This is a genomic window from Candidatus Merdisoma sp. JLR.KK006 (genome assembly GCF_036941035.1).
Taxonomy (GTDB): domain Bacteria; phylum Bacillota; class Clostridia; order Lachnospirales; family Lachnospiraceae; genus Laedolimicola.
In genome coordinates this window covers 17,131-44,065 of sequence record NZ_JAYMNS010000034.1, presented here as the reverse complement: position 1 = coordinate 44,065, position 26,935 = coordinate 17,131, and the positions used below count along the sequence as shown (strand labels likewise).

Sequence of the window (26,935 nt, the reverse complement as noted above, 5' to 3'; positions counted from 1 at the left end):
ATCTTGTAAATAACAAGGTAGTTCATATCCAGCAACACTGCTTCCCTATATTCCTACTCAAAGAAATTCGTCCTGTATCTCGCTTTCACTCTTCTAATTGCATCTTCTGTAAATACGAGTTCTTCTTTATAATCCATAGGAAGTGCATTAATACTTTTTAATATGGCCCACATATCATAACGTAAATCTTTTATCTCTTCCTCATTTTCACCAATCAATTCCAAAGCAATGTTTAAGTTTTCAACGAGATCATACAGATTATTAATTTTGAGGATTTTTTGAAAGCTGTCGACTATGATACTCCTAAAATCAGGGCCTTGTAGATAAAACTGTGGAAACTCAAGAATTATCCAACGTTGTTATATGCCCACTCAGCTTCAAGCAGAGTCATTGCGTCTCTGCCAATATCAATTGACAGAACGTAATGATCTTCTTCCCAATATAGATAATAATCACCGGAATTTCCATTATCCAAAACAATCCTGCCATTTCCTTCTGCGTCCTCTGTAAAAGTACCTGAACCCGTTATCGTTTCTGTTTCTCCGGTCTCTTCATCATATGTAGAAATACGCATTTCGGCTTCCCCCACATACTGCCCATTGTTGTCTTCCCCAATATATTTTAAATCTAACGTCATTTCGTTAAATTCGTCCCAATCAGCAAACGACATTGTCGTCTCTTTCATTCCATTGTCTTTAAAATACGTAATGTCCGAAGAATCGGGTTCCGTTTTCAAAGGTGGATCTGTATTTTCTTCTATTGAAACATCCTCGTCTGATGATGAAGATATACTATCTAAAGAATCATACATATTGCAGTAATATACATTTAGAAGCTCTTCGTAATTCGTAATCTTCCATTCTTTATTTACTTTTTTACAATGAATTTCCAGTGTGTCCGTCTTATCAATAATAGCCGCGTTTTCTTTTGCTTTTTCAAAAGATGCCAAAAAAATTGCACTCATATCATCATCATTCAGTTCTCCCCCGCCAAGAAAAGCGCTTGAAAAGGCATTTGAGATGGATTGATTTGTCAAATCATTTATTGCTAATTTAAGTATCGGCCCTGCATTTTTGTACGTAATATCTACTGTCACCGTGGCTTCTTCACCATCTATGGTACTGTCAGCTATCTCATACTTGATATATCCAGCATTTTCTTCTGCACACGCAGTCATTGCCTGTAAAACAACATTTGAATAGGATTCTGATTCATCCTGATTTTCGTTTTCTGTTCCTTTTTCTGAATCCGTGTAAAAATATTGCCCTGCTTCAGAAATTTCGTTATTTTGCATGTGTTTCATTGCGTCTTCAACTACATTACTGGGTTTGGATGTTCCGCACGCAGATAACGCAAACATCAATAGAATTGCAATTAAAAATCCATTTACTTTTTTCTTCATTCTGTTTGTCCTTTCTTTACTCATTTTCTTATAAAAACCGTTAGAATAGTATAGCTATTTAAAAAAATATTCCTTATCCCTTCCTCCTTTCTTGCTGGCAGCAATGTATAATCCGGCATACCTAAACAGCCTGGAACACCAATAAACTCTGCCTCCTTTTCCCACATTATATAAAATAACCTGGACATTATCTGTCCAAGCTGCAAAAAGTTTGACATGAAAACATTCTTTTTCTTACTCTTAGTCAATAATATCCTCTATGTCATATCCTGTTTCCTCCAAAAGGATGCTTAACGCAAGCGTAATAGCGTCATCATATCCCCTGCTGTAATCATCCTCTGCGTCACATCCTCCGGCTTCATGGATCTTTCTACCGACTCTCTTAATAACCTTCCCTGAACACCTCTTCTTAATCTTTAGCCTCGGAAATACAGGGCCATTGCATTTTAAATGCACCTGGTTAAAAATTCCGCTTTTCAATTCTTCCCAACCTCCAAAATTCTCATATAGTTCCTTTTTGTTCATACTTATCTATGATAAAACTGGTTTTAGAAACTATTAAAATGATTTTCACCACAGATAAAAGCATACCAAATAAGGAATTTTCCACCTTATAGATATGCTTTTATTTTTTAACCAATCTTCAAAAATTTATCTGCTTTCTATACATATCAAAAAATTCAAAAATACCTTTTCTTCTATCCTTATCTGGAAAGATCTTCCTAAGAATATAAAAGATATTTGAAATAAAATGATCATCTCGGCCAATCCTACTTTATGACCTTTCAACCACTTCATAAAAATCTTTAACCTTATATTCTGGATCTAACGAATCAGCATCTATCGTTTGGCTTGGATATTTTGAAGCAAACCTTATATCGTCCGGATAGAAACAGAAGAATTTATTAAATGATTTCCGGATTTCCTCTACCAACTCTTCTGGTGTAAGATGCATCTTATAATTCTCCTTACTCCCTGATTTCTCTTCAAGCTCATCAGCACTCATAGCTGATATTAAGTTATACTTTGGCATCTCCTGCAAAACGCCATTTATAACTTTCGCTAAAATAATAACTCCACTAAGCGAATTGAGATTTCCTGTGCTTGTAAAATAGGCTCCAAAGTCAGCCATCAGATAACAGGTTCCATGATTGTTTATGCAATCATAAAATAAACATAGAGCCCTTTCTTTTGTCAGCTTTTGCTTTTGCAATGACATTTCATCTTCTTTCTTTGCTGAAAAATACTGTTCCTGAACAAAAACCTTATATAACACCTCTCTCATACTGCGTTATCCTCCTTAAGCTTTGAGCATCATATAAAATCCGTTACAAATCTTGCGACTATTTGTAATCTGTCAAAACTTCCTCCAATCATTATTTTTTAATCCTCTTTTTTCACTCTTCATCTTTCTTGCTCATTTTACAAAATACCTTAGACACATATTGTCTAGCCAGAAAAATCTTTCTACAAATTTCACAATATAACGAACGAGATATCTAATCTATAATAAAATTGTTTTAAATCCAGCCACGTAATCAGTGCAACTCCACATGCTCTTGGCCTGTCTGGCTACTTTTTCATCAATCGTATAATATTTTCTCTCCATGGTTCAATTCCTCTTTCTATGCAATTAAAAATGGCTTCCAACTATTTTAGACCATAAAAACAGCCTGCTTCTATCTCCAAAAGCAAGCTCCAAATACATCCATGCCACATTTTCCACACATTCCACGCCTGTCAAATATCATATCTGTTAATATATAGCCTCCGAAATCTTGTGGAAAGTGTGGAATTTGTGGATTTCATATAAGATCCTACTCAAATCTTTGTTGATCTATCTTTCTTCTTTCCAAATACTCTGGAAGATACTTTTCTCCTATAGAACTTCCGATATAATTCCAGCCAATCTCAAAATTATCATCCTCAAATGCTTTCATATCTTCTACTAAGTTGCTATGAAGATCATAGTATATCTCTCTTGTACATACCCAGAATACGGTATCTCCTAGTTCCTCCTGTACATAAGTTTTCCAGCCTCTTTTCTCCCACTTCGGATACAGCCAACTATTTTTAATTTTTCCATCCTGATCTATCAGCTTTTGCTGGTTATAGTTCAACACATATTTTCCCGTCCAATGCTTTTTATCGAGCCTTGACTTTAACTTGTACCACTCCGACCTGCGAAACTGCAGCTCCAGTCTTAGCATAACCAGATGAAACTCAAAATTAAGCTTGCCATAGGTATCCTTTTTCTTACATGGGAAATAGATTATCTTAGACGGATCTTCTGCCAGAATAGCTGTTGCTATCATAACATTTCTAATAGCATCTTTATTACCTTGCACTTCATAGCAGTCCTCTCTTGGGCGTGCGTCATAAACATACATATACTCGCAATCCGGAAACACCAGTATTTCATATTCCTTCTTTTTCCCAAATACCACATACTTATCTATTTTTATCTTCATAAGCTCCCCTTTCCGTTCTCATTATACTAAACGGCCTGGACACAGCTATGTCCAGGTAACGAAAAATCTTCATATCTTATTTCTATAATTTTTCTCGTAATGTTTTTTCTTCTAACAATGCCTTTGGGCATCCATCACTGCATCACATTTTACTACAAATACGCACCAATTCCTTCTTCCATCTGCTACAAATTTGCACCAGACTCTTCCGTTTGCTACATTTTTGCATCATTTGATAAAAGGAATAAGGGCATACCATACGCCGGTACACCCTATTACCCCTCACATAAATTGTTCCAAGATACTTTCCATGCCCTCTGGCAGTTCTTCGCTGTATTCCGGCAGTACCTCTTCTTTTTCCATACATATCCCTTCGCAAACCGCTCTCCTGATGTTGTTAGAAGAAGTCTCCGGTATTCTGGCAATCATTCCTGTTATCATATCATTCAAAGAAGCGATCTCTTCATGTACCATATTCTGTATTCGCTCCATGTATCTATTGAGCTCTCCATTTATTCTTTCCCTTTGGATATTCTCAAAATGCTGACGGAGAATTTCCTTCACATAAGCAGGCATAGACAATCCTAGCTCCTTCTTTTCTTTCTCCAAGCTTTGATACAACTCCATGTCTAGGAAATTTTCTTCCTTAAATCGGAGGGTAAGCACCCTCTCATCCGCCATCTCACACCACTCCCTGCTTTTTCATTATCTGATATGCAAGGTACTCATACCCCTTTGCATTTGCATGGATATCACAGTCATAAAGCACATTGGGCCTATGCTCGGAAAAATTCTTTACCGCTGCTGCGCCTCCTCCTACGTAAATGACATTCATGTAGTCCAAGGCATATTCCCTTTCCTTCAATTCCAGCTCCAGGGTCCGTATCTGTTCCCGAATATTCTCCCGTATCAGATTGGCATAGCTTCTTGGGAGAAAATGCTCCTGTTTCAAAAGAACCTTCAAGATTTCACTCTCCGGAATATTTTTCCCATACTGCACCTGCAAGCTTCCCTGAATCTGCCTTAACCACTTCACCATTGCTTTCTCTATGGTCACGGATTTACGCTCCATCGGAATCCCATTCTCCAGATAGACAACATCCGTTGTCTTGCTCCCAATATCCACAATCAGGTAATCTCCTTTCATGTTACCCAGGCGGGGCGCTACTGCGGAATAGCACTGGGGAAATACAAAAATCCGGCTGATATTTACATCATACCGGATTCCCTCAAATTCAAACTTTAATACAAGCTTCTGCTCATAATATGTAAGCACTCGCTTCTTTTCCCTGCCATAATCGGAGAAGGGCAGGCCCACCGCTAAAATAATATCCGCTTTTGTGATTCCCTTAAGGGAAAGCTCCTTTGCAATAGCTGTCATGGTCAAAAGCCTTCCGTTTTCGTCAGAAACCTTATCCTCCGTAATAACGGCCCGTCCCTCTCCTACCTTATAAAATTTCCTCTCATATTTTAACGAGTGCTCTTTTACAGATGGCTCCACCTTACCCATGGCATATACACCATTATCAAATAAGGTCTGTGCCGTTTTTCCAAACTGGTAGCCGTTATCAAAGCCTATAATATACTGCCCGTTGCTTAATGCTATCACATCCTCAACCTCCTTGCCCTTTTTTTCAATCCTTACTTCTTATTTGTCCCATCCACCGTACTCCGTCAGCACTTGTAGCTTTCTTATTCGTTGCACTGTCTTTTCTTCCATTAGAACTCTTCCCTCTCATCTAAAAAAATTATTGTATATTTCGGCCACCTCCAAAACCAGATTCAGGGTTACCTGCTTATAAACAGTTCTAATCCATATTAAAACATCCGTATACAAGCTCTTAAACACAGACAATAAATAATCAGCGTAAGTAAAATGATCATAAGTTTTGTCGTTGACATTACATTCCCTCCCTTTTTCTCCTATGAAATAACTTCCATAAATGAAATTTAAAGTTACAAAAAAACAGTTTGCTTTTAGTGAAATAGAAGTAAACCGTCAAATTCCTAATTTTTATTCTTCTTTAGTTTCTTATCTGTATTCTTATAAGCCTGTCCACACTTTCCATAAATTCCACAATTGTAAAACACCATACATTACTAACATATAGCCCTTTTTCATTCTGTGGAAAATGTGGAATTTGTGGATTCTAAAAGCCATCCCATAAATAATACTAAATTTTAAAAGCTATTAGAACTCTATACAAAAAAGAGATGAACCATGTCCTATGACAAAGTTACATCTCTTTTCGTTTATACACTTCTATTGCTTTATGAATATTTTGCCACACTCATCAATATATGAAAGCCAATCATCCTAAAACAAATCTGCTTGAAGAAATGTTTGCGCTTCTTTCTCTGATAAATGATATTTTTCCTGTAACTTCTTCAAAATTTCATCATCCGACAGTTTTAAATCCCGATATACGGAAAGAGTGCCCAAAATTTGTCCTTTCTGTACTTCAAGCTTCCTAATTTCATTTATCTTCGCTTCAACTATCTCATTTATCTCCGGTTCCATAATTTCCAACAACGCCTGACACATGCTATCATCTCCTCTCAATTCTCCCACAATCTGTTTATTCGCTCTGATACTTACCTCCAATACAGAATCCGCAAGCTCCTTGTCAAATTTTTCTGTAAGGCTATATACTACTTTCCAGTAGCTCTCTCATTTCTTGCTTCTGTACCTTATTTGATAAAGCCTTGATCCATGTATGATTTTTCTGGTTCAGCTCTCTCCCTACAATAATCTGTGTTGGGAACAAAACTGCGTCTAAAATATAATAGATACCTACATAGGGATTTGATACTTTAATATGATGCTCCTCAAAATATCGGAACAATCCTTCTGGTTTTGAATCACGAACAATCGATATGGTGATATCATCTGCCGGCCTCTCATCTGCCGGCCTCTCATCCACCGATTCACCAGAAGCTTTATACAGGCATCCATATGCTCCTGCCTTATAAAAGCTATCAATATCCAGATGATCATCTGGTGACTTGTATTCTACAATATTATGTCCACGAAACAGCTTTCCTATCTCATTTACTATCTGAACGTTGGAATCCTTTTTTATAACCAAAAGATCAATCTCCAAAGGCTTCGTATTCAAATTATATTCTTTTTCATAAATAAGATCATCTCTGTTTTCTTCAAGCTCTAAATTTATTGCCGCCACAAAGCCTGGATGCCATTGTATTTTTATCTCGCTCATTAAGCCTTCCTTTCTTTTTCTATTTTAATTATAACAATATTTTCTCTCTTTTACAACCACTGCCTCCATTCTGATTTTGTCACAAATTTGTCACAAAAAGGCATCCATAATCTCACGGATGCCTATAAAATCAACATTCTTACCTCAAAAATGTCAAGTGTTTTTTCTTGACACCCTCCTTTTTTATTACTTTTTGTTCACAGTAACGAATCCGGCCTATTTAAAGTTGCCTTACGGCAAGAGGCCAGATTCCGCCCCCGGTACTGTACTGGTCTGTGACCGTGCCGCGCAGTGCACGGTCTATGAGTGAACAATAACTACTTTTTCCTTATCTCAAGGCTTCATTTCCTCCCCAACCAGAATCTCATCAGATACCGCTTCCTGTATTGCTCTCTATCTGTATTCCCTGACTCACACAGCTTTCCCAACCAACACCTTTTTCCCGCAAAAAGCGAAACCATATTTTCTTATCTTCTCTTTCGGTACTCCCTTTGATATAAGCATAGTCTCATATTCCCGCTCTTCTATCTGCTGCAGCGCCGCTTTCACCGTATCGGTCAGTTCTTTCTCATCCTCCATATCCTGCACCTTGAATTAAAAGACTCCAGATAGAATTTTTCTTTGTATTTAGCTCCCCATATACAATCTGCTCATCAATCTCTACCTGCAGGGACTCTCCCTGCATTAAAGCTTCCAGCTTCTGCTTTATCTCTTTGTTTCCTTCCCGAATTAATTTTCCTACCAGGCTGTTGGAACTGGAATTTGCCCAATATACTCCCAACTTTCGTGAGTCCAGATAATTCAGAATAGGCCAGGGATTATAAATGTCTGTCCGGTTTCCAAAGGTAAAACCATCATACCATCTCTTTACCTCCTGCTTTCTATCTGACATTGCAAACTCTATAGCGAACCTTTTCATAGCCATTTTCCTTTACATTCGCAAAAGAAAGGCTGTCAGCTGGCTGATATGTTCGGCAATATAAGGGATTCTGCTGGAACCACCTACCATCAGTACCTTGTCAAGTTCCTCAACGGCAACGCCTGCTTCCTCCAAAACCTCCTTTACCTTGCTCTCTGTGCGCACATACATTTTGTGAATCATGGACTCAAACTGCTCCCGGGTGACGGCAATATTCTGCTTAACTGTGCCGATTTTCATAGCTATGATGGCTCTGCTCTTTTTACTAAGCTGAATCTTGGCATTTTCCGCCTTTAAATAAAGCTCCTGAAGCTCGTCCTTATATTCTTCCTCCTCCAGATCGATGTCATAATGTTCTTCCATATAGGCGCAGACATAGTCCACAATGCTCTGATCAAAGAAGCGTCCGCCGGCGTTTGACAGACCGCCCGTGGCCAGCACTTCGATTTTGTCTGAACCCTCCATATGTAAGACAGTGGCATCAAAGGTTCCTCCCCCTAAGTCGTAGACGAGAATCTTTCCGCTGTCTAATTTCTGCTTTTTTGCATAGCTCAGCGCTGCCGCTGTGGGCTCATTGATCATGCCGATAAGCGGCAGGCCCGCTATAGAAGTTGCGTCCTCCGTGGCCTTACGCTTGGCATCGGTAAAGTATGCAGGAACGGTGACTACTACGCCCTCCACCTGCTCTCCCGTTGAAGCGGCAGCATCCTGAGCTACCTTGCGGATAATGAAGCTGGCGATCATTTCCGGCGTGTAGTCCACGCCGTTGAAATTCTTGCGATAAGCTTTGTTGCCCATATTGTTCTTGATCACGGCAACCACATCATCGGGACACATAACCGCATGCTCTTTGGCTACCTCTCCTACAATAATGCCGTCCTCCGCATCAAACATTACTACGGAAGGGGTTTGATTTTTTCCCTCCGAATTGTCTATGATTTCTACCTCTCCGTCCTCTCTTACATATGCTCCTACGGAATAGGTAGTCCCTAAATCAATGCCTAAAACCATGTGATATCGCCTCCTGTATATCATGCGGGTGTGTGCTTCTTTCACAGCAAACCTGCATGCTGTCATATTTTTTTATTATACTGCATGGCTGAAAGGCGTGTCAATTACGGAGGATGGACAGAAGGGTATAAAAATAAGCAGAGGGTGCATGCTTTCTGGGCACTCTCTGCTTATTTCAAAAGAAAATATATGCTTCTCTTTATTTCTTATGTCTGAAACTCTTTTAGCTGCTCCAAAACCCCTCCGAACTCTAGACGCTGTCCTATGTTTGAATTGTGATGATGTGCTGGCAACTGTACAGAAAAGCCATGAAGCAATTTAACATTTATCCAGGCATCTATGTAAATCATTACATATATCTTCCTATCCCGCAGAATAGAGCACAGTCATTTTTTGAATACATGTTTCAAAAAAATGCCTGTGCCAAAAACAGCCTCTCTTCCTCCGGAAAGAACAGGAAAATCAAATAATCCCCATATTCCTCCGACAGCTTTGCCCAAATAAATTCCTTTGTAAAATCCGGCTGGTCCTCATCTCCTATTCCGGCAGACTCTGCCACAAACTGAAACTCTTCTATAACGCTTTCATTTTTCCCTTTTATAAAGGGAATGTGCATACCGGCAATACTGCTTTCGCTGACATTTTCATAAACGCTGTACCAGACGCCGTCTCCCTGAAAGCCGGTATCACTCTTTTTGCGGCAGGACTCTTCCCATTCCGAAGAAAGCTCTATTCCCCAGCTTCTTTCGTACAGTGGCGCAAAATCAGTTCCATTTGTCCACCCTGCCAATTGATATCCGCAAAAAAGCATCAGGGGAAGCCAAAAGGGAAAGGCCGTACATATTAAAATAAAAATCTGAGAACCACAGCTTTTACCGTTCTTATTGGAACCACCGTTCCAAATACTATTCATTCCATTCATATTCTGAAGTAAGCTCTTTCGGAATATCTGTTGCATTGATTTCCCGCAGTATCAATTCCTCCCTGCAAATATCGGAAGAGGTAGTTTCTATTTTATATTGGCAGGTACTGCCTTGCTATCCTATCCTCCGGCTTCTCGTCAAACAGGTACAGCACTATGACAAACAGCCACTCCAAAGGCTTCATAATCAAATAAATGATATCTGCGCTAAGGGGTGTCCTGATATGTCTGGAAACGGGATAGCCATAGGTATCATAAAAATTCCTGAGTGCCCGGTGGAATCTTGGCGTGTGTTCCTCCAAAAGCTGCTCAAAGGCATTTGCCACACAGAGCTGACGGTTCACCATGATCTTATTTCCTCTCCTAATCCCCATACGCTGGGGCCTTACCAGCTCCTTATGGCCCTGCATGGCTACCGTACACAGATAATGACTGTCATAAACTACCGGCGGGGGCGAAACCTTTGTGGATAAGGTCCAGTCACTTGTCTCTGTAAATGCCCGGATAACGCTGTCGGGCCTCTGTCCGAACAGAAGAAGTACGATCATAATAACACACAGCAAAGGCAGGGTCAAAAGCAGGGCAAATAAGGCCCAATTCTCACTGTCAGCCAGAATGCGGTTGCAGTCATTTAAGAAGCGGCTCTTATATGGCTCTAAATCCGATTCCGGTTCCTCTGTTTGATTCAATCCCCGGCTTGCTCCCAGGACTTCCCCATCATAGCCAAGAAGTTCTTTTCGCTCTTTGATCCTCCTGCTCTGCCCCTTTACTACCTGTATCAAGAGATTCACCGCCAACAGCAGATAATTAAATGGCAGCAACAGCATCAATAGCACATCTCCCGGCATACAGTTTCCAAAGGGCATGTCTGCATTGACACTTCCAAAGAGCTGTATCATTGCCGCCAGATTCACCAGAATTCCAATATAAACACCGGACATGGAAAGTACAACCGCCAGGGGTGCCCCCTTGTCCTTTTTTGTTTTTAGATATGCATAAGAAAGCAATCCCACCGCCATAAGGAATAGTATGGCAGGCAAATATGCTCTGGCAAATGGCTCATGAAGAGAAGCCATATCGTCCGACAGTATAACACTTTCTTCCCAGCTTCTTGGATTCCAGATACCATAGAGCATTAGGCTGTACAAAATTCCCACTGAAAACGCCATTGCTTCGAATTTTCCCGTATGTTCTCTGTTAAGAAGCAGATTCCCAATATTCAAAATGGTAAACAATGGGCCCGGAATCAGAAGCAGTCCCAGAATTATAAAAATCATATCTTTTGCACCTCTTCCTTTTCTTTCTATTTTCTATCATATCTCTGCGAAATTCATTTGTCAATAAATATTTATTGTTTTTCAATAAAATTTTATTCTTTTTCATTTATTCAAGTAAGCATATGGCACTAGTAGTCCGTACCGGAAATCCTTGTGCATATTTCCGGTCTATTTCTCCGATAGCACAGGTCAAAAAGCCTCGCCGTAGCACCACTACGTCTGCGTTTTTTGACCTGCACTCTCGGAAAAGTATCCTCAGAAATATGCACAAGGATTTCCGATACGGACTACTAGAATAAAATAAAAAATTCCCATGGAACAAGAACACAGCTTTTATCATAGTTCCAAAATCCGTTTTTGTAAGTCAAAAGCAAAATAATATACAAACAATAATGAAGAAAGATATGCTCCTATTCTTTTGTCAAGGACTATTATTTTTTTTATTTTCCCCCACATGCGTATAGAAAAAAAACTGCTGGAAATCTTGTTAATAGCAAGAAATCACGCAAGGCAGTCTGAGTGGTTACATACATAGATTGCTTTGCTGCAATTCTTAAGGACAGCAAGGAGGATTTTCGCAGAATGGCTTTAAATAAGGTTGAAATATGCGGAGTAAATACGGCGAAGCTTCCTCTGCTTAAGCAGGAGGAAAAAGATGCGTTGTGGGAACGGATTTCACAGGGAGATAAAGAGGCTAGGGAACTGTACATTAAGGGGAATCTGCGGCTGGTTCTGAGTGTGATTAAGCGTTTTTCTACCAGCAATGAGAATGTGGATGATTTGTTTCAGATTGGCTGTATCGGGCTTATGAAAGCCATTGACAATTTTGATGATCAGTTAGGCGTAAAATTCTCTACCTATGCCGTACCTATGATCGTGGGTGAAATCCGGCGGTATCTGAGGGATAATAACTCCATTCGTGTGAGCCGTTCTCTCAGGGATACGGCTTATAAGGCTATCTATGCCAAGGAAGAGCTGATGCGGAAGAATTCCAAGGAGCCTACGATCAGTGAAATTGCGGCGGAAATCGGGATTCCGGATGAGGATATTATTTTTGCGCTGGATGCGATTCAAAGCCCGGTGAGCCTCTATGAGCCTGTCTATACGGAGGGCGGGGATACGCTGTATGTGATGGATCAGATTAGTGATAAGAAAAATAAAGAGGAGCTTTGGGTGGAAGAGCTTTCTCTCTCAGAGGCCATGAAGAAGCTGCCGGAACGGGAAAATTATATTATTAATCTGCGGTTTTTTCAGGGGAAAACCCAGATGGAGGTGGCGGATGAGATTGGAATCTCCCAGGCGCAGGTGAGCCGGTTGGAAAAGAATGCGCTGAAAAATATGCGGAATTATCTTAAAATTTCGTAAAAAAACTCCCGCAGAGACTAAAATGCGATTAATTCTCCGCGGGAGCTTTTTGCGGCCATTATTTAAGCTCTTCCACTAATGCTCCGGTAGTTCGGTTATAGGCTTTGGCAGTGCCGTTTTCAAAGAGAAGGTAGAAGGTTTCTCCTATGAAGGTTCCCCTGGTTCGGTACCATGTTCTGTCATCGGTTTTGGTTTGAATTTTTAGTTTTTGTGTAAATGCTCCGTCTTCGTAAGCGTATACCAGGTAATCTTTCCAGTAGGCGCCCCCGTTGCTGCCTTCGGCTTCGAAGCCTATCAGGTTCTCCGTAGTGTCTATGAGTACGGCATGGTGATCCCAGAGAGCTTCACTGTAATTGTAGTCTTTCAGGTTTAGCTTGGATTGTTCTTTTGGTTCTGCCGGGTTGCTGATATCAAACATGGATAATTTCATACCCTCTTCCTGTCCTGTTTCTTCGTCTGCTTCCATTCCGATGCCCAAAAGCTGATTCTCCCCATAGAAATGCAGGTATTCAGAAAATCCGCTGATTTTCAGCTGGCCAAGGACTTTGGGATTCTGAGGATCGGACAGGTCTATGGCAAACAGCGGATCGGTCTGGCGGAAAGTGACGATGTAACCCATATCTCCCAGGAAACGGGCGGATCTTATCTGTTCGTTTTCTGCCAGTCCCTCTACTTTTCCCACTGTGTCCAGGGAACGGTTCAGGATGTATAAGGCATTGGTTTCCTTACTTTCTCCATAATCATAGCCGATATCCTCTCCGGTGCGGTCATCGGTTACTTTCCGGCATTGGTATTCCTGCACGGTTGCGGCAATTCGAAGCTTTCCCTGATATTCATCCATGGAAAAACTGCTTTCTACCCGTCCGGGGATCTCTCCCTCTGCCTGAGCGTAAAAATGTCCTTTTAAATAGGAGAAACGCAGAAGCTTGGTGCTGTCATAGACGGTTCCCTCGCTTTCCGGCTCTATTTCATAGACGGACTGGTAATGGGACATGTAGATGTTATTCTGGCTCACATAGTAGGTTCCGGAACCGGCCAGAACAGCCCGGCTGTCCACAAATACGGTCGGATTGGACAGATCGATGGATACCAGAACCAGATAGCCGGGGCCGTCCACATAACTGGGGCAGTAGATCTTCTCCGCCTGGATCCTGTTTCCGTCTATGGTTGGGATATAGGCATCGTAGTCTTTCTCTCCCTCTCCCGGCTCTGCGGTGAAACGGCTGATTCCGTAAAAATATCCTTCAGATATTCGAGAGCTTTCGTAAGCCCCCTGGAGTGTAAAGGTCTTCTGCTTCTTGGGACTGCTTTTGTCTGTAATGTCATAGATACTGATTTCATGGTAAACTTTCTCCCTGCCGTCTCCGCAGATTGCCAGGTCTTCTGCGAAGCTTCCTTTTTTGGCTGCCTCTACGGGCAGGAGCGTGTCGTAGTATTTATTTTCTATGGTAATGAGCAGATCCTGCCAGAGGTAGAATTCCTCCGGATTCTCGAAGCCGTCCAGGAAAGCGGTCTCTTTTAGGCCGTCCTTTGTATCCAGGATCTGAATTCCCTGCTTTTCCAGTACCGTGCCGTCTTCTTCTGTTGTCTGTTTTTTTGCTATCTGATACAGGTATCTGCCGTCGTTTTTGATACGGTCGGCCTCGTCCACCTCATCTACCTGGGTGTTTGTCTTGCCATAGGCCGCTTCTGTCCCGGCTTCCTCCGTACGTTCCATCTTCCGGAATGCCGCCGAATCCGCCATTGCCAAATCGGCAGCTTCATAATAAAGCGCTCCATCTTTTTCTGCGCCCTTTGTAATTTCATATTGGAACTGTGAAGTTTCTGACAAACGGGCGTAGATTTCCTCGTAGGTCATTTCCGGCAGGTCCAGTTCTTCCTGTTCTTCCGAGGGGTTTACGGGTGTGATGGTTTCCTCCGGCAGCAGGTCTTCTGTTTCTGTCTGTGCGGGCAGTTCCTCCGGGGATAATAATCCCAAAGAATGAATATGCAGCAAAAGTCCCGCTATCAGGCAGAAGCTGGCTGCCGCCGCAAGGGCCGGATAGAGACGCCCCTTGCGGAAATACTGTTTCCGCTCGTGCTCTTTTAAGGTCTCCTGCATCCATTCCGGATCTAAGCCTGCCGGAATCTCCAGTTCCTTTCCTTTTTTATGAAGCATATCTAAAATTTCTTCTTTTCCTTTCATCCCTGCATCTCCTTCTTTTTTAGAAGTTTTTCACTGCTTCTGTCAAGATGTCTGCTCTTTCCATGCCTTGCTTCTTGAAATACGGAACTATTTTCTTATGTAAGCTCTGATTCCAGTTTTTTTAAGGCCCGACGGTATTTGGAACGGACGGTGCTGTGATTTTTGTTCAGTATCCGGGCGATTTCCTCTCCCTTGTAGCCGCCGTACACGGTAAGGGTTACAATCAGCCGTTCCTCGTCATCCAGTTTTCCAAGAAGCTCCAGCACCTCTGCCTGAGAGGAAAGGCTTGGCTCATAGGAGCGTTCCACAGTCTCTTTTACCAGCTCTCTGCGGCTTCTTTTCTTCAGGCTTTTTTTACAGCGGTTCACCAGGATCTTGAATATCCAGGGGCGAAAGGCGTCCTTGTCCTTCAATCTGCAAAAATGCTCGTAGGCAGCCATAGCCGCTTCCTGCACCGCATCCTCAGCGTCCTCGGCGCTCCCCATGTAATAATATGCCAGACGGTACATGTCCTTATAGACCGTCTGGTACAGCTCCATAAAGCCTTCCATTCCTCCCACCTCGCTCTTGAAATGCATTTCTACTTATATAGAGTCTTTTTCTTGCGGAAATGTTGCAGAAAAAAAGAAATTTATACACATATCATAAAATTTCTTATATGAAGTTAGCATAGATTAGGTTCTTATTCAACCTTGACCTTTATGGAAATCTTATAGCTTTTAATTATCAGATACTTGCAAATTTCACAAACCTATGCTATGATCAACACGTTGTAAGATTTAGATATTCATTTAAAGCGCAAAATATATTTAGAAAAAGGAGGGCTTACCATGCAGGAAATTAACACGTTCTTTAATCAAATATGGAAACGAATAATCAAAGGTACAACAGCCCTCACCATTTGCAGATAATCACAGGCAATTTGTAAGCTGCACCTTTGAGGTGCTTTTTTTGTGCCCATTTTTATTTAAAAGGAGAATCATCTTATATGAAAATAGTAAAAGGTATCTATACCGAAGCAGTCATCTTTACGGATGATGTAGAGGACTACGCAGAGGCACAGGTAAAGCTGATCTGTGATCAGGAAGCCTCCAAGGGAAGCCGCATCTGCCTGATGCCGGACATTCATCCGGGAAAGGCGGGCCCTATCGGGCTTTCTATGACTGTAACGGATAAAATTATCCCACAGCTTTTAGGCGTGGACATTGGCTGCGGCATAACCTGTGTAAAGCTAAACAAACAGCACGGGGAATTTCAAAAGCTGGATGCCGTAATCCAAAAACAGATTCCCTCCGGCTTTGCCATCCGCAAGGAAGCCCACCCCATGGCAATTGAGTTTCCTTATGAAGCCCTGAACTGCTTCAAGCACATTCACGAGGACAAAGCCCTGCGAAGCCTTGGCACTTTAGGAGGCGGCAATCATTTTATTGAGCTTGACAGGGGAAATGACGGTTCCCTATATCTTACGGTTCATACAGGCAGCAGGCACTTGGGACAGGAGGTTGCGGAGTATTACACAAAGCTTTCCCGGAAGCGGCTGAAGAAAGAGGGGAAAAAGATTTCTTATTTTATGAGCTATCTGGAGGGTGACGATAAGTCTGCCTATATGGAAGATGTACAGCTCATTCAGGACTATGCTGAGTTGAACAGGCAGATTATTGTAAAAGAGATTTTAAAGGGAATGAAATGGAAAGCTGCGGAGCAATTTTCCGCAACGCACAATTATCTGGATACTTCCGGCGTGCTTCGAAAAGGGGCCATCTCCGCAAAGGAGGGGGAGCGGGTAATTATCCCTGTAAATATGAAAGAGGGCGTCATTCTTGGATTTGGAAAAGGAAATCCTGCCTGGAATGCTTCCGCACCTCATGGCTCCGGCCGCAGGATGAAGCGCACGGAGGTGAAAAGCCGTCATACGGTATCTGAATTCAAGAAAGAAATGAAAGGTATCTATAGTACCTGCGTGGGAAGCAGCACATTGGATGAAGCGCCTTTTGCTTACCGGGCTATGGCGGAAATTTTGAAACAGATAACAGAGACGGCAGAGGTAACGGAGATCTTGAAGCCTGTCTATAATTTTAAGGCAGGAAGCAAGGAATGAAAAGTAAAGGCAAGTGCTTCGACCTATACTGAATAATTACCGAACATCCAAGTCTGCCAAAATAGCATAACAAATATCCAAAAAAATTGAATCTACATTAGAAAGAGACAAAAAAATATGATAATACAACTAAGTGCCGGCCAGGGGCCATCTGAATGCCAGCTGGCCGTTGGAAAGCTGTTTGAAGCATTAAAAAATGAATATGGAGATATTGAACTATTGTCAAGCACCAAGGGCATTGAAAAGGGCTGCTTTGATTCCATTCGTTTCCGCACGGAACGGGATTTAAGCCCTCTGGAGGGCACGGTGATGTGGATCTGCAAAAGTCCTTTTCGGAAGAATCACAGAAGAAAGAACTGGTATGTGGATGTGAGCATCATTCCCGAGCAGGATAAAATTGATACAAATGAGGAATACCGCATAGAGAAATTCCACTGCGGCGGAAAAGGCGGTCAAAATGTCAATAAGGTTGAGACAGGCGTGCGCATCATCCATCTGCCCACGGGACTTGCCGCAGAATCCACGGAGGAACGCAGCCAGTTCCAAAATAAGCAGCGGGCTATGGAAAAGCTTCAGGAAAGGCTGAAACACTTAACACAGGAGCAGGAAAAAAAGCAGATTCATGCGGCATGGCAGGAGCATAACCAAATTGTCCGTGGAAATCCGGTACGCATTTATGAGGGGGAACGGTTTTTGCTGAAATCAGATTCGGCCGGAGGTACCGCACGGCGGCTGCACCTCTAATTTCTCCAGATAAGCTGTCCCCCAGTCGCACATGGCACTGATAACGGGAATAATGCTGTGTCCGAAAACGGTGAGGGAATAGATTGTTTTGGGGGGCTTTTCCGGTATCACGTCCCGGTGAATCAAACCACAGTCTTCCAAATCATGTAGCTGCTGGGAAAGCATTTTAGGGGTCGCCCTGGGAATAAGGCGCTGCAATTCCATATAGTGAAGCGGCCGCATCCTCAAATGCCACAACACAAGCGGTTTGTATTTTCCTCCAATCAAAGACAGGGTGGCTTCTACCGGACAGTTAAATTGGTGATTTTTATTTTTCATATTCGTGTCTCCTTGCTGCTATCCTTTTGGGAAGTATCTACCTGAAAAGTGCCCTCTTGCAGGTTTTGCCTAACATGTTACAATAGAATTGTTGATTGATACGTATTCAATATAACACAAAGTCATCCGAAAGGATACCATTTACGGCCATTGGGCCTGATTGCAAAGAAAGGATTGATTGCCATGGATTTTTTAAGTATTGCAAAGAAACGCTGCTCCGTACGCAGCTATACCGGACAGTCCGTAGAGACTGAAAAGCTGGAAAAGATTCTGGAAGCCGCCCATGTAGCTCCCACCGCCGCTAACCGTCAGCCGGTTCACCTGATTGTGGTTCAAAGTGAAGAGGGACTTTCCAAAATAGGAAAGTCCGCCAATATTTATGGTGCGCCCCTGGCAATTATTGTCTGCGCCGACCACGACAAGGCATGGGTGCGCCCCTATGACAAAAAGCAGTCCGGCGATATTGATGCCTCCATTCTGACGGATCACATGATGCTTCAGGCTGCGGAGCTTGGGCTGGGCTCTGTGTGGATCTGCTACTTTAAGCCGGATGTGCTTCGTGAAGAATTTAAACTTCCTGCCAACCTAGAGCCGGTGAACATTCTGGCGGTAGGCTATTCCGCCGAGGGTTTGGGGGATACCAACCGTTTTGCTGCCCAGCGTATTCCTGTTGAGCAGTTGGTTTCTTATGAAAAGCTGTAGTGAAATACCTGATATAGCCCAGAAGAAAAAACCTGTTCTTATGAAAGACCGTATACCAGGTCCATCCTGGTATACGGTTAATTTACCATTAAAGCATGACCGTTAAGTCTCTGTTGTAATCAATCCGGAATCGACGATATAGTTCTCTTACCATGAAACCTCTGCCCGGAGCCGAGCCTTTCCCAGAATTCGGTACACTTGCTCATACTCGCTTTCCTTTATAAGATAGACCGCTATCTCATAATCATAAATTCCGTCCTGAATTTGAAAATCAAAACTCTTCTTCCCCGATTGTCAATCTTAAATTGCTCCAACACTTCCATCGTCCCCGGTACTCTCATCCCATCCCCAAGTGTCCCATCCATAATCTCCGTACTTTGCCCACATCCTGCCAGCATGAAGACCAACCCCAGCAGTCCCCCCTTAAGCCATGCGATCCCTTTCATGTCCATTTCCTCTTATTACATCATTTCCTGCTGTTTCTATCACTTTAGCCTTATTATAGCCTGTAGTTTTAGGTATAGCAAATGTTTAATATTGATTTGCCGGCTTATTCTTCATAAATTGGTAGAATTACAAACCATTTCTATGGTACAATTCTGTTATCAGCAGATCGCAATAAATGGAGATATGGTATGGAAATAATCAACGAAAATATAGATAACGGAATCCCTTTTGATTGGGGGAAAGCCTCTCTCGATTATGCAAAGTTCCGTGACATTTATCCCAAAGAGTTTTATCAAAAAATTCTTGACCGCAAATTATGTTTAGAGGGGCAATCCATTCTTGATATCGGAACAGGGACAGGCGTTCTTCCAAGAAACATGTATCCATATGGTGCAAAGTGGACGGCAACGGATATATCGGAAAACCAAATTAAGCAAGCCAGAATTCTCTCAAAGGGTATGGATATAGATTACCATATTGTATCAACAGAGGATATCAATTTTGGCGATAATACTTTTGATGTAATTACAGCTTGCCAATGTTTTTGGTATTTCAATCATAAAGTTGTGATGCCTAAGCTCTATGGAATGCTTAAGAAAAAGGGCTGTATTCTTGTTTTATATATGGCATGGCTGCCATTTGAAGATAAGATTGCGGGAGCCAGTGAAAATCTTGTGTTAAAATATAATCCAAATTGGAGTGGTGCCGGCGAAACCATACATCCCATAGACATACCCGACTGCTATAGCGAAAGCTTTGAGCTTGCATACCATGAAGAATTTATGCTAAAAGTGCCATTTACCCGTGATAGCTGGAATGGTAGAATGAAAGCCTGCCGTGGGATTGGAGCTTCCCTTGCTGAAAAAGAGGCTTCCATGTGGGAGCAGGAACATAAAAAGCTTCTTGAGGAAATTGCTCCTGATGAATTTGATGTATTGCATTATGGGGCTATTTCTGAACTAAGGAAGCGTTAAGTTTCAGGGGAAATCCATGAATGATGAGATTGTAAAATTATAGAAATACATCATACGCATGATAACCTGGATGCACCCATATAGGCAGTTTCACAGTGCCGATGACATTCTCGGATGCTGGGGACTGCAAAATCTTGAGACAGGGCAAGGATTTTTTGAAGATGCCAGATACGATGAATTGGAGGATGGGCGGGTTTATTAAATAAATACACAGCCTTTTCATACCATTTCGCAGCTTAAAGTTCAGCTAAGAAATGTCAAGTGTTAATGATAAATTTTTAGTACCGTTATGCAACAACTTAAAACAGTAATATCCTGCTGGTACACAAATCGATTTACAGACGCATGTATCTGCGGCTGGAAATGGATTTAGATAAAGGTGTACTGGCAGGATATTACGGAACTGTAATGAGGAGGAAGAAATATGGGATTATTTAACCGTTCCAAAAAGAAAACACCATCCATATCAGACAAGGCATTCTCTCAGCAGGCGGAATCAGATACGGCTTGCATTCTGATTATGGACCGGGTGATGGAAGACGCCTCACAAGCAGCAACTATCGTGAAACAGGTTTTTGGTTCCGATGCTGTGGGAGAAATAGACCAAAGCCACTCTCCACTAACCCATATAATCGTAAAATTGGAGGAAACGGAGTTCTGGTGCTCTTACATGCCTTTCCCCGTACCGCCTGAGGAAATGAACCTTCCTAATACGCCCCAATACAGCATGTTCAACCCAGAAGAATATCAGGCCATCTGCAACAGTAAATCATTCTGGCTCATCGTGCAAAAAGGAGGCGGTCAATCTCTGGCAGGCAAACGCCAGGTATGCCGCTTGCTCACAAGTCTGGTTGGAGCCTTGCTGGAAGCGGAGGGTTCTCTTGGTGTCTATGTAAATGCCGCCGAGCTGCTCATCAGCCGCCGAGTATACTTACAAAATGCAGATATTTTAAAGAAAAATGCAGAAGATCCCAATTATTTTCCGGCTCCCTTATGGATCGCCATCCGGCAGGGTCAGAAAGGAGACATGCTTCTCATGGGGACATGGGGACTTCGGCAATTTGGCTTTCCGGAGCTGTGGTTTTTAGATCCCAAATCCCATTGGGCTGAGATACATGAAAAACTGTATCTAATGTCCATTTTCCAAATCACAGAAAAAGAATTATATAAGGACGGAGACACAATCGCATTTACAGAGGGAAATATCACTACATTCAAAGAAATGAACGGAGCATTGTTCCTGATTGGAGGTAATGTTTAGGAAAAACAGGCAAAATGAAATAAACCCTGCAGCTTTCAGGAAGCTATCCGGAAAGTTTTGCTGTGTTATTTTTCTCCTGCCTGCTCCAAATGCAGCATCAATATAGAAGCCATTCTGCTTCATTTCTAGCAATTAAGGGCTGTTCTCTACCAGCCCTTTCTTTTTTGCTCTTATCTGGGCACCTGATATCATTCAAGCTCTCCAAGGCCGCTTTCTCCCCAGCCACCCTTTCGCCCTCCAATAATTCGCATCCACCGGATTCCAGCCGCTTTTCTGGGCCAGCCTCATCACATGGAAAAAGCATCTTGTCTTTATGGATGGCTTTATTTTTCCGTGATTTCTCCTGATTTCCTGTGCCAATGCGGTAGTTCTTGCATCAATACGCCTTTTCAGCCCCGGTCTTACTTTCGCCCAGGATACTGCCGCCACGCCTACGCCATAGCGGTAGGTCTTTGCAATCCCCCAGAAAAAGGTGCTGTCCGCCATATCCTTATTCGCACTCTTCATCCCGCCTCCTGCGGCAGTAGAAATACAGACTGCCTGCTTTCGAAACATCCGTTCCTCCGGACGGTGCACCATCCAGCGATACCCGTAATGATCCAGAAAATTCTTCATAGCTCCTGTCACATGATATACATACACCGGACTTGCCAGAATAATCACATCCGCCCTGTCCAGGGCTTCTGTAATCGGCCCTAGCGTCTCATAATGAGGACACATATTTTCTGCCTTTTCAAAGCAATTGGTACACCCAACGCAAAAGGAGCCAAAATCCCTTGGCAGGAAAAATTCCGTAATATTGCCCCCAAGCTTTTCCGCAAGCATTCTTGCGATGTGATAGGTGGAACCCTTGTGGCTTTGGCCGTGTATAATCGTAATTTGCATTTTTGTCCTCCTAATGTCTCGAACAAATGTGTCTGCTCGTTTATTCAAGAAGCATACTCAAGCATAAAAATCCTATTTTCATGCTTATATATTCTTCCAATTATCTCTTACTGAATTTCTTTAACCTTATAAATACTTATATGATGATATATATTTTACTATATTCTATTGCAAATGTTCACTAATAGCCAGAGCCTAGTTAAAATTTCACTCCTGCCATCTGTCACAGCTTTCTATACTTTTTCCCTTTTGTCGAACCATTATCTTCCAGCAAGTGAGCCGCTGTCAGTTCCCCAAGGAGTATTCTCATTCTTCTCTCCTTAACACCTACAACCTCCAAAAAGTCTTTGGCCTGATACCACCTTCCTGATTCCATGGCTGACAATATCATTTCATACTGTACCCGTGTTTTTTCCGGCACTTTTTTTTCGGCACTTTTTTTCGGCACTCTTTGCCTAAAGGAAAGCGTCACAATTGTCCTTTCAACACACTCCAGTCTTTCTTCTATCTCGGGCTCTTCCCATCCCTGTCTGTGAAGTTGAGATGCCTCGTATTGACTGGCTAATCCTTCAATCTTTTTGATTAGTTCATTGGATTTCTTTGTGGTAAGAAATTTTGCCGCTTGAATAGAATCAACCAAAAGCTTTCGTTCTGCCAGTTCAAACTGGCGGTTTTCAATATGATAATGATAGGTACGGTTTTCTTATATACCTATAATATCCATTCCATATTGTCTTAATAAGCCCATATCCGTATAGATACTCTTTTGCTCGGCATTTATGCCATATGCTTTTAAAGAAGTAAGAATTTCTTGCATAGTGATACTGTGCGTTTCGTCTGTCTTTTCTAATAGAATTTTCATTAAATATAGTAACTTAAGTCTTTGGTTTGAGCCTTGTTCCATCTTTTTCCTCCAAGACTATGTAAAATTTTGATTCCGTTTCTTTAAGTATTCTTTTCTTGCTAATTAGAACACTGTTTATATGTCTTCTGATAAGTCTGTTTAATTATAATCTATTTCCATTAATGCTTTTCCTAAAAATGATTATATCTTACCCTTTCCCATTCCAAAACTCATGATACTAAAGTTCATTTCTGTTCCTTTAATCTCGCTCCCCATATAGCTTTCTATAAAGTCAAAATATCCATTTGCTCCGGATTGTTTTTCCCATGTATCTATGGAATCTTTGATCCTTAACAGGCACATAACCGGAAGCTTATAATAGTTTTTAAGCATATCCTGTGTGAATTCATCTTTCTTGTTCTGCCGCTTAAACAGTTCCATTATCTCTTTATTTGTATATGGATCAAATGCCATTAGAAGTGCTTTTTCCAGTTTCTCATTATCTTCATTCCTAAATCTCTCAGTATCTGCCGCTTCTCCAGTACACTTCTCCTTTATATCAAACAGTACCAGAGCAATAGCTTCCCTTAATCGTCGGCTGTTTGATGCCGGGAATTCCCGGTGTATTTTTAATGCATTTCCTTCTAATGGTAACAGAAGCATGGAATAAACCTCTTCTTCTCCCTTCCTAAGCTTTCCGAATTCTTTTTCCATGTTTATATAGATTCTTTCAAACTGATATAACTGCATGTTTTTCACCCTTTCCTGCAACTTTTTTATAGCCCCATACCCTAACTCGCCTGCGATGGCTCTGATGTTAAATATTCTCCATCATCTGTTCCGCAAATCTTTATACGCCTCTGCTGCCATAGATTCCATAACAGAATTATAAAAAATCTTATCCTCAAATAATTTTGAAAATGCTTTCATCTGCTCCATATAGCATTCCTGAGCTACTTTCTTAAAAATCTCCGGAAAGATAGAACGGTTAAATACCTCCTCATCATTTTTCCTGGCCTGCATCTTGATTTTATCATTGTACTTTACGCATCTATTATAGAGCTGTTCCACAACAACTCTATCGCTCTCCAAGAAAAATCCCAGATATTTTTCATTGATCTTGTCTATAATAACATCCAAAAGCTCATCTTTATCCATACCTTTTCCGGAAGTTTTCAAAGTCTTGGGATTCACCAACGTGGAAGCTTCCACTGTTGGATTCAAAGAAATATCTCCTTTAAAGGTCTGCTCCAATTTATAAAATTCCAGCCTCAGTTTATCTTCCAAATCTACAGGCTTCTCATCTGTGGCCGGCGGCAGCATCTTTTCCAGATACTGTGTAAAATGAAACTCTTTCTGTAAGGACATATCAAACATTCTGGAAATCTGAATAATATAGGAATACCATTTATTAAAATTATGAATGAGCTTCTTATAATCAAATCTCTTATCTTCCGGCAATGCCTTGTATCTGTTTATAACCGGAGTAAGCACACCTGCCATTTTTCCCAAATCCGTATCATTTTGCGGCGATTTCTTATAAAAAATTTTCAACAGCTTCTCTATATCCTCTTCATTATACAATCCATAGCTTCTAAGCATTGTCCTGGTATCATAGATCAGATTAACATTAATCTCCTGATCCAATTCCGTACACTCAAAATATGGTTCAAATGCTTCTTTGATTTCCTCAGCCGTATTTACAAAATCCAGAACAAAGGTGTCCGTTTTACCCGAACAGGTTCTGTTAAGCCTTGATAATGTCTGTACTGCTTTCACACCTTTCAGCTTCTTATCCACAAACATCGTATGCAGGAGAGGTTCGTCAAAGCCTGTCTGATATTTTTCCGCAACAATCAGCATGGCATACTCATCCTTATGAAACTCCGCAGGCAGTTGGCTTTCTTTCACTCTGGTGCCGTCTTTTCTTTTATTGATTCCCTCCTCCGTATATTCTTTCTCTCCATCTTTCACAATGCCGGAAAATGCAACCAGAATCTCAAGATCATGGTATCCTTTTCGTTCCAGATATCTTTTAAATTCATGATAGTATCGGATAGCATGCAGCCTGGAGGCAGTTACTACCATTGCCTTTGCATTTCCGTTGATTTTATTCTTTGTAACGCTTCGAAAAGTCTCAACAATAATCGCCGTTTTCTGCTGTAAATTGTGGGGATGAAGTGATTCATACCTCTGAATCGCCTTTAATGCCTGTGAAGCAGGAAGTTCTGGATTGCCTGGAGTATTTTTCGCAATCCGATAGCAATTTTTATAAGTCATATAATTCTTCAGTACGTCAAGAATAAAGCCCTCTTCTATTGCCTGCCGCATACTATAGATATGAAATGCCCGAAACTTTCCATTTGGAAGCTTAACTCCAAATACCTCCAAAGTTGCTTCTTTGGGAGTTGCTGTAAAAGCAAAGAATGACAAATTCTTATGCTTGCCATGCGTTAGCATCTGCTCCACTAATTTGTCTTCTTCATCTTTGATTTCCTGTTCCTCTCTGCCCTCAATTTCCGCAAATTCCCTTAATGCTTCTTCCGTATCTGCAAGGGCTGCTTTCAGCTTTCCTGCTGTTTTTCCTGATTGGGAGCTATGTGCTTCATCTACTATGACTGCAAATCTCTTATCTGTTGTGTCATTGATTTCATCATAAATATATGGAAACTTCTGCAATGTGGTAATAATAATCTTCTTTCCATCATTAATTGCGTCTTTCAGATCCGAAGAATGTTTCTCATCATCTATTTTCTCTACCATTCCCTTAATATGATCAAAGCTAAAGATTGTGTTCTGTATCTGCCTGTCCAAAACAGTTCTGTCATTTATAACAATAATAGATGTAAAAACAGGCTTATCATTCTGATCATGCAGCTCTGATAACTCATAGGCCAGCCAAGCAATGGAATTGCTCTTGCCCGATCCTGCACTATGCTGAATCAAATAATTTTTTCCGGAACCATTGGCTTTTACATCCGCAACCAGCTTGTTGACAACATCCAACTGATGATATCTGGGAAAAATCAGCTTAACGCTCTTCTTTTTGGTTTCTGTCCCATTTTTATATAAGATCTTTTCTTCTTCTACCCTCTGGATAAATTTATGTATAAGCTCAAGGAGATTATCTCTGGTCAATACCTTTTCCCACAAATAAGATGTGGTATAACCGTTAGGATTCTCGGGATTTCCTGCCCCTCCTACCTCTCCTGCTCCATTGGTTCCCTGATTAAAGGGAAGAAAAAATGTATCCTTTCCTGCCAGCCTCGTGGTCATTGCAATTTCATTCAAATCTACTGCAAAATAGACCAGAAATCTCTTGTCAAATTGGAAACATAATTCTCTTGGATTCCTGTCATACATAAACTGTTTCTTTGCATTGGCAATAGACTGGCCTGTCAACTGGTTTTTCAGTTCCAATGCCACCAAAGGAATGCCATTCACAGAAAGCACCATATCTATGCTGTTTTCATTTTGAGCCGAATATTTAAACTGTCTGGTACAGGTTACGATATTGCTATTGTAATCGTCAATCACTTTCTGGCTCCGATTATTATTCTCCTTAAAAGCAACAATCTCAATCTTTGCTCCCCTGTCCTCAAAGCCATGTCTTAAAACATACAAAAGTCCAAAGGTATCAATACTCTCCTGAAATCTTTTGTAAAATTTCTTTTCTGCATCTGTACCATAGTTTCTTTTGTACCGTTCCCATTGTTTTGGCTGCGTCTTCTCCACAAATGCGATCAGTTTTGGTAAATCAATGGCCTTTTCTCTGTCATAGGTTTTTAAATCGCCCTTTGTAAAGCCGCCTTGGGTGAGCATGCTGTTTTCTATGTCAGATTCAAATCTTTTTTCTTTTGTGTCCATTTGCTTTACCTCTCTCTATAAC

General features: G+C 41.4%; 29 protein-coding genes. 6 read left to right on the top strand and 23 right to left on the bottom strand.

The window, feature by feature from the left end; all coding sequences use genetic code 11:
* Positions 1-346 precede the first annotated feature (346 nt).
* The 14 genes from VSQ61_RS19435 to VSQ61_RS19370 form a co-directional block, all read right to left on the bottom strand.
* The gene (locus tag VSQ61_RS19435) at positions 347-1,402 is read right to left on the bottom strand and encodes a nuclear transport factor 2 family protein (protein WP_334346050.1); all 1,056 of its coding nucleotides are present in this window, start codon (positions 1,400-1,402) and stop codon (positions 347-349) included.
* A gap of 20 nt (positions 1,403-1,422) precedes the next feature.
* Positions 1,423-1,650 (bottom strand): hypothetical protein, encoded by a 228-nt coding sequence (locus tag VSQ61_RS19430; protein ID WP_334346049.1) that lies wholly within the window; start codon positions 1,648-1,650, stop codon positions 1,423-1,425.
* Positions 1,643-1,882 carry a hypothetical protein gene (locus VSQ61_RS19425; RefSeq protein ID WP_334346048.1) on the bottom strand — a complete coding sequence of 80 codons (240 nt, stop codon included), beginning with the start codon at positions 1,880-1,882 and terminating at the stop codon, positions 1,643-1,645. The genes VSQ61_RS19430 and VSQ61_RS19425 overlap by 8 nt, the downstream gene beginning before the upstream one ends.
* A gap of 295 nt (positions 1,883-2,177) precedes the next feature.
* Positions 2,178-2,687 carry a hypothetical protein gene (locus VSQ61_RS19420; protein ID WP_334346047.1) on the bottom strand — a complete coding sequence of 170 codons (510 nt, stop codon included), beginning with the start codon at positions 2,685-2,687 and terminating at the stop codon, positions 2,178-2,180.
* Between the two features lie 532 nt (positions 2,688-3,219).
* Complete coding sequence (locus tag VSQ61_RS19415) at positions 3,220-3,873, bottom strand: hypothetical protein (protein ID WP_334346046.1); 654 nt, start codon at positions 3,871-3,873, stop codon at positions 3,220-3,222.
* Positions 3,874-4,155: 282 nt separating this feature from the next.
* A complete protein-coding gene (locus VSQ61_RS19410) occupies positions 4,156-4,554 on the bottom strand; it encodes a hypothetical protein (RefSeq protein WP_334346045.1) in 399 nt (132 codons plus the stop codon).
* A 1-nt stretch (position 4,555) separates the two neighbouring features.
* Positions 4,556-5,482 carry a ParM/StbA family protein gene (locus VSQ61_RS19405; protein ID WP_334346044.1) on the bottom strand — a complete coding sequence of 309 codons (927 nt, stop codon included), beginning with the start codon at positions 5,480-5,482 and terminating at the stop codon, positions 4,556-4,558.
* A gap of 708 nt (positions 5,483-6,190) precedes the next feature.
* Positions 6,191-6,436 (bottom strand): hypothetical protein, encoded by a 246-nt coding sequence (locus VSQ61_RS19400; RefSeq protein WP_334346043.1) that lies wholly within the window; start codon positions 6,434-6,436, stop codon positions 6,191-6,193.
* A gap of 82 nt (positions 6,437-6,518) precedes the next feature.
* A complete protein-coding gene (locus VSQ61_RS19395) occupies positions 6,519-7,094 on the bottom strand; it encodes a hypothetical protein (RefSeq protein ID WP_334346042.1) in 576 nt (191 codons plus the stop codon).
* A 411-nt stretch (positions 7,095-7,505) separates the two neighbouring features.
* Complete coding sequence (locus tag VSQ61_RS19390) at positions 7,506-7,673, bottom strand: PD-(D/E)XK nuclease domain-containing protein (RefSeq protein ID WP_334346041.1); 168 nt, start codon at positions 7,671-7,673, stop codon at positions 7,506-7,508.
* Positions 7,663-8,013, bottom strand: a complete 351-nt coding sequence (locus tag VSQ61_RS19385; RefSeq protein ID WP_334346040.1) for an AAA family ATPase — start codon at positions 8,011-8,013, stop codon at positions 7,663-7,665. Before VSQ61_RS19385 ends, VSQ61_RS19390 begins: the two co-directional genes overlap by 11 nt.
* Positions 8,014-8,025: 12 nt before the next feature.
* Positions 8,026-9,024, bottom strand: coding sequence for an Hsp70 family protein (locus tag VSQ61_RS19380; RefSeq protein WP_334346039.1), 999 nt, complete (start codon positions 9,022-9,024; stop codon positions 8,026-8,028).
* A gap of 406 nt (positions 9,025-9,430) precedes the next feature.
* Positions 9,431-9,937, bottom strand: coding sequence for a hypothetical protein (locus tag VSQ61_RS19375; protein ID WP_334346038.1), 507 nt, complete (start codon positions 9,935-9,937; stop codon positions 9,431-9,433).
* Positions 9,938-10,038: 101 nt separating this feature from the next.
* Positions 10,039-11,223, bottom strand: coding sequence for a DUF6688 domain-containing protein (locus VSQ61_RS19370; protein WP_334346037.1), 1,185 nt, complete (start codon positions 11,221-11,223; stop codon positions 10,039-10,041).
* Positions 11,224-11,805: 582 nt separating this feature from the next.
* Between VSQ61_RS19370 and sigG the strand changes: the two genes are divergently transcribed.
* Positions 11,806-12,588, top strand: a complete 783-nt coding sequence (gene sigG, locus VSQ61_RS19365; protein ID WP_334346036.1) for an RNA polymerase sporulation sigma factor SigG — start codon at positions 11,806-11,808, stop codon at positions 12,586-12,588.
* Between the two features lie 58 nt (positions 12,589-12,646).
* Here sigG and VSQ61_RS19360 read toward each other — a convergent pair whose 3' ends face one another.
* Both VSQ61_RS19360 and VSQ61_RS19355 read right to left on the bottom strand, forming a co-directional pair.
* Positions 12,647-14,773, bottom strand: a complete 2,127-nt coding sequence (locus tag VSQ61_RS19360) for a beta-propeller domain-containing protein (protein WP_334346035.1) — start codon at positions 14,771-14,773, stop codon at positions 12,647-12,649.
* A 95-nt stretch (positions 14,774-14,868) separates the two neighbouring features.
* Complete coding sequence (locus VSQ61_RS19355; RefSeq protein ID WP_334346034.1) at positions 14,869-15,324, bottom strand: RNA polymerase sigma factor; 456 nt, start codon at positions 15,322-15,324, stop codon at positions 14,869-14,871.
* 437 nt (positions 15,325-15,761) lie between these two features.
* Between VSQ61_RS19355 and VSQ61_RS19350 the strand changes: the two genes are divergently transcribed.
* Positions 15,762-16,871 (top strand): RtcB family protein, encoded by a 1,110-nt coding sequence (locus tag VSQ61_RS19350; RefSeq protein WP_334346033.1) that lies wholly within the window; start codon positions 15,762-15,764, stop codon positions 16,869-16,871.
* A gap of 117 nt (positions 16,872-16,988) precedes the next feature.
* Positions 16,989-17,615 (top strand): peptide chain release factor H, encoded by a 627-nt coding sequence (gene prfH, locus VSQ61_RS19345; protein ID WP_334346032.1) that lies wholly within the window; start codon positions 16,989-16,991, stop codon positions 17,613-17,615.
* Here prfH and VSQ61_RS19340 read toward each other — a convergent pair.
* Positions 17,574-17,933, bottom strand: coding sequence for a winged helix-turn-helix transcriptional regulator (locus VSQ61_RS19340; RefSeq protein ID WP_334346031.1), 360 nt, complete (start codon positions 17,931-17,933; stop codon positions 17,574-17,576). The genes prfH and VSQ61_RS19340 overlap by 42 nt on opposite strands.
* Before the next feature lie 183 nt (positions 17,934-18,116).
* Between VSQ61_RS19340 and VSQ61_RS19335 the strand changes: the two genes are divergently transcribed.
* The gene (locus VSQ61_RS19335; protein WP_334346030.1) at positions 18,117-18,635 is read left to right on the top strand and encodes a nitroreductase family protein; all 519 of its coding nucleotides are present in this window, start codon (positions 18,117-18,119) and stop codon (positions 18,633-18,635) included.
* 233 nt (positions 18,636-18,868) lie between these two features.
* On the opposite strand, the gene VSQ61_RS19330 is transcribed toward VSQ61_RS19335, so the two are convergent.
* The gene (locus VSQ61_RS19330) at positions 18,869-19,081 is read right to left on the bottom strand and encodes a hypothetical protein (RefSeq protein WP_334346029.1); all 213 of its coding nucleotides are present in this window, start codon (positions 19,079-19,081) and stop codon (positions 18,869-18,871) included.
* 189 nt (positions 19,082-19,270) lie between these two features.
* On the opposite strand from VSQ61_RS19330, the gene VSQ61_RS19325 reads away from it, so the two are divergent.
* Complete coding sequence (locus VSQ61_RS19325) at positions 19,271-20,056, top strand: class I SAM-dependent methyltransferase (protein ID WP_334346028.1); 786 nt, start codon at positions 19,271-19,273, stop codon at positions 20,054-20,056.
* 424 nt (positions 20,057-20,480) lie between these two features.
* Complete coding sequence (locus VSQ61_RS19320; RefSeq protein WP_334346027.1) at positions 20,481-21,317, top strand: hypothetical protein; 837 nt, start codon at positions 20,481-20,483, stop codon at positions 21,315-21,317.
* 192 nt (positions 21,318-21,509) lie between these two features.
* On the opposite strand, the gene VSQ61_RS19315 is transcribed toward VSQ61_RS19320, so the two are convergent.
* From VSQ61_RS19315 to VSQ61_RS19295, 5 genes are all read right to left on the bottom strand, one after another.
* A complete protein-coding gene (locus tag VSQ61_RS19315; RefSeq protein ID WP_334346026.1) occupies positions 21,510-22,202 on the bottom strand; it encodes a flavodoxin family protein in 693 nt (230 codons plus the stop codon).
* Between the two features lie 223 nt (positions 22,203-22,425).
* Positions 22,426-22,842, bottom strand: a complete 417-nt coding sequence (locus VSQ61_RS19310; protein ID WP_334346025.1) for a hypothetical protein — start codon at positions 22,840-22,842, stop codon at positions 22,426-22,428.
* A 63-nt stretch (positions 22,843-22,905) separates the two neighbouring features.
* Positions 22,906-23,106 carry a hypothetical protein gene (locus tag VSQ61_RS19305; protein ID WP_334346024.1) on the bottom strand — a complete coding sequence of 67 codons (201 nt, stop codon included), beginning with the start codon at positions 23,104-23,106 and terminating at the stop codon, positions 22,906-22,908.
* Between the two features lie 141 nt (positions 23,107-23,247).
* Positions 23,248-23,796 carry a hypothetical protein gene (locus VSQ61_RS19300; protein WP_334346051.1) on the bottom strand — a complete coding sequence of 183 codons (549 nt, stop codon included), beginning with the start codon at positions 23,794-23,796 and terminating at the stop codon, positions 23,248-23,250.
* A gap of 81 nt (positions 23,797-23,877) precedes the next feature.
* On the bottom strand, positions 23,878-26,913 hold the full coding sequence (locus tag VSQ61_RS19295; protein ID WP_334346023.1) for a type I restriction endonuclease subunit R: 3,036 nt from the start codon (positions 26,911-26,913) through the stop codon (positions 23,878-23,880).
* Positions 26,914-26,935: the final 22 nt, after the last annotated feature.

What these genes read in the sequence shown, in the direction of transcription:
- VSQ61_RS19360 (WP_334346035.1), bottom strand. Translation starts at nt 14,773, where the DNA reads ATGAAAGGAAAAGAAGAAATTTTAGATATGCTTCATAAAAAAGGAAAG.
- VSQ61_RS19295 (WP_334346023.1), bottom strand. Translation starts at nt 26,913, where the DNA reads ATGGACACAAAAGAAAAAAGATTTGAATCTGACATAGAAAACAGCATG.
- VSQ61_RS19370 (WP_334346037.1), bottom strand. Translation starts at nt 11,223, where the DNA reads ATGATTTTTATAATTCTGGGACTGCTTCTGATTCCGGGCCCATTGTTT.
- VSQ61_RS19315 (WP_334346026.1), bottom strand. Translation starts at nt 22,202, where the DNA reads ATGCAAATTACGATTATACACGGCCAAAGCCACAAGGGTTCCACCTAT.
- VSQ61_RS19335 (WP_334346030.1), top strand. Translation starts at nt 18,117, where the DNA reads ATGGATTTTTTAAGTATTGCAAAGAAACGCTGCTCCGTACGCAGCTAT.
- VSQ61_RS19420 (WP_334346047.1), bottom strand. Translation starts at nt 2,687, where the DNA reads ATGAGAGAGGTGTTATATAAGGTTTTTGTTCAGGAACAGTATTTTTCA.
- VSQ61_RS19410 (WP_334346045.1), bottom strand. Translation starts at nt 4,554, where the DNA reads ATGGCGGATGAGAGGGTGCTTACCCTCCGATTTAAGGAAGAAAATTTC.
- VSQ61_RS19380 (WP_334346039.1), bottom strand. Translation starts at nt 9,024, where the DNA reads ATGGTTTTAGGCATTGATTTAGGGACTACCTATTCCGTAGGAGCATAT.
- VSQ61_RS19300 (WP_334346051.1), bottom strand. Translation starts at nt 23,796, where the DNA reads ATGCAGTTATATCAGTTTGAAAGAATCTATATAAACATGGAAAAAGAA.
- VSQ61_RS19320 (WP_334346027.1), top strand. Translation starts at nt 20,481, where the DNA reads ATGGGATTATTTAACCGTTCCAAAAAGAAAACACCATCCATATCAGAC.
- VSQ61_RS19340 (WP_334346031.1), bottom strand. Translation starts at nt 17,933, where the DNA reads ATGAAAAATAAAAATCACCAATTTAACTGTCCGGTAGAAGCCACCCTG.
- VSQ61_RS19435 (WP_334346050.1), bottom strand. Translation starts at nt 1,402, where the DNA reads ATGAAGAAAAAAGTAAATGGATTTTTAATTGCAATTCTATTGATGTTT.
- VSQ61_RS19355 (WP_334346034.1), bottom strand. Translation starts at nt 15,324, where the DNA reads ATGGAAGGCTTTATGGAGCTGTACCAGACGGTCTATAAGGACATGTAC.
- VSQ61_RS19330 (WP_334346029.1), bottom strand. Translation starts at nt 19,081, where the DNA reads ATGAAAGGGATCGCATGGCTTAAGGGGGGACTGCTGGGGTTGGTCTTC.
- VSQ61_RS19395 (WP_334346042.1), bottom strand. Translation starts at nt 7,094, where the DNA reads ATGAGCGAGATAAAAATACAATGGCATCCAGGCTTTGTGGCGGCAATA.
- VSQ61_RS19350 (WP_334346033.1), top strand. Translation starts at nt 15,762, where the DNA reads ATGAAAATAGTAAAAGGTATCTATACCGAAGCAGTCATCTTTACGGAT.
- VSQ61_RS19390 (WP_334346041.1), bottom strand. Translation starts at nt 7,673, where the DNA reads ATGGAGGATGAGAAAGAACTGACCGATACGGTGAAAGCGGCGCTGCAG.
- VSQ61_RS19375 (WP_334346038.1), bottom strand. Translation starts at nt 9,937, where the DNA reads ATGAATAGTATTTGGAACGGTGGTTCCAATAAGAACGGTAAAAGCTGT.
- VSQ61_RS19385 (WP_334346040.1), bottom strand. Translation starts at nt 8,013, where the DNA reads ATGAAAAGGTTCGCTATAGAGTTTGCAATGTCAGATAGAAAGCAGGAG.
- VSQ61_RS19305 (WP_334346024.1), bottom strand. Translation starts at nt 23,106, where the DNA reads ATGGAACAAGGCTCAAACCAAAGACTTAAGTTACTATATTTAATGAAA.
- VSQ61_RS19325 (WP_334346028.1), top strand. Translation starts at nt 19,271, where the DNA reads ATGGAAATAATCAACGAAAATATAGATAACGGAATCCCTTTTGATTGG.
- prfH (WP_334346032.1), top strand. Translation starts at nt 16,989, where the DNA reads ATGATAATACAACTAAGTGCCGGCCAGGGGCCATCTGAATGCCAGCTG.
- sigG (WP_334346036.1), top strand. Translation starts at nt 11,806, where the DNA reads ATGGCTTTAAATAAGGTTGAAATATGCGGAGTAAATACGGCGAAGCTT.
- VSQ61_RS19415 (WP_334346046.1), bottom strand. Translation starts at nt 3,873, where the DNA reads ATGAAGATAAAAATAGATAAGTATGTGGTATTTGGGAAAAAGAAGGAA.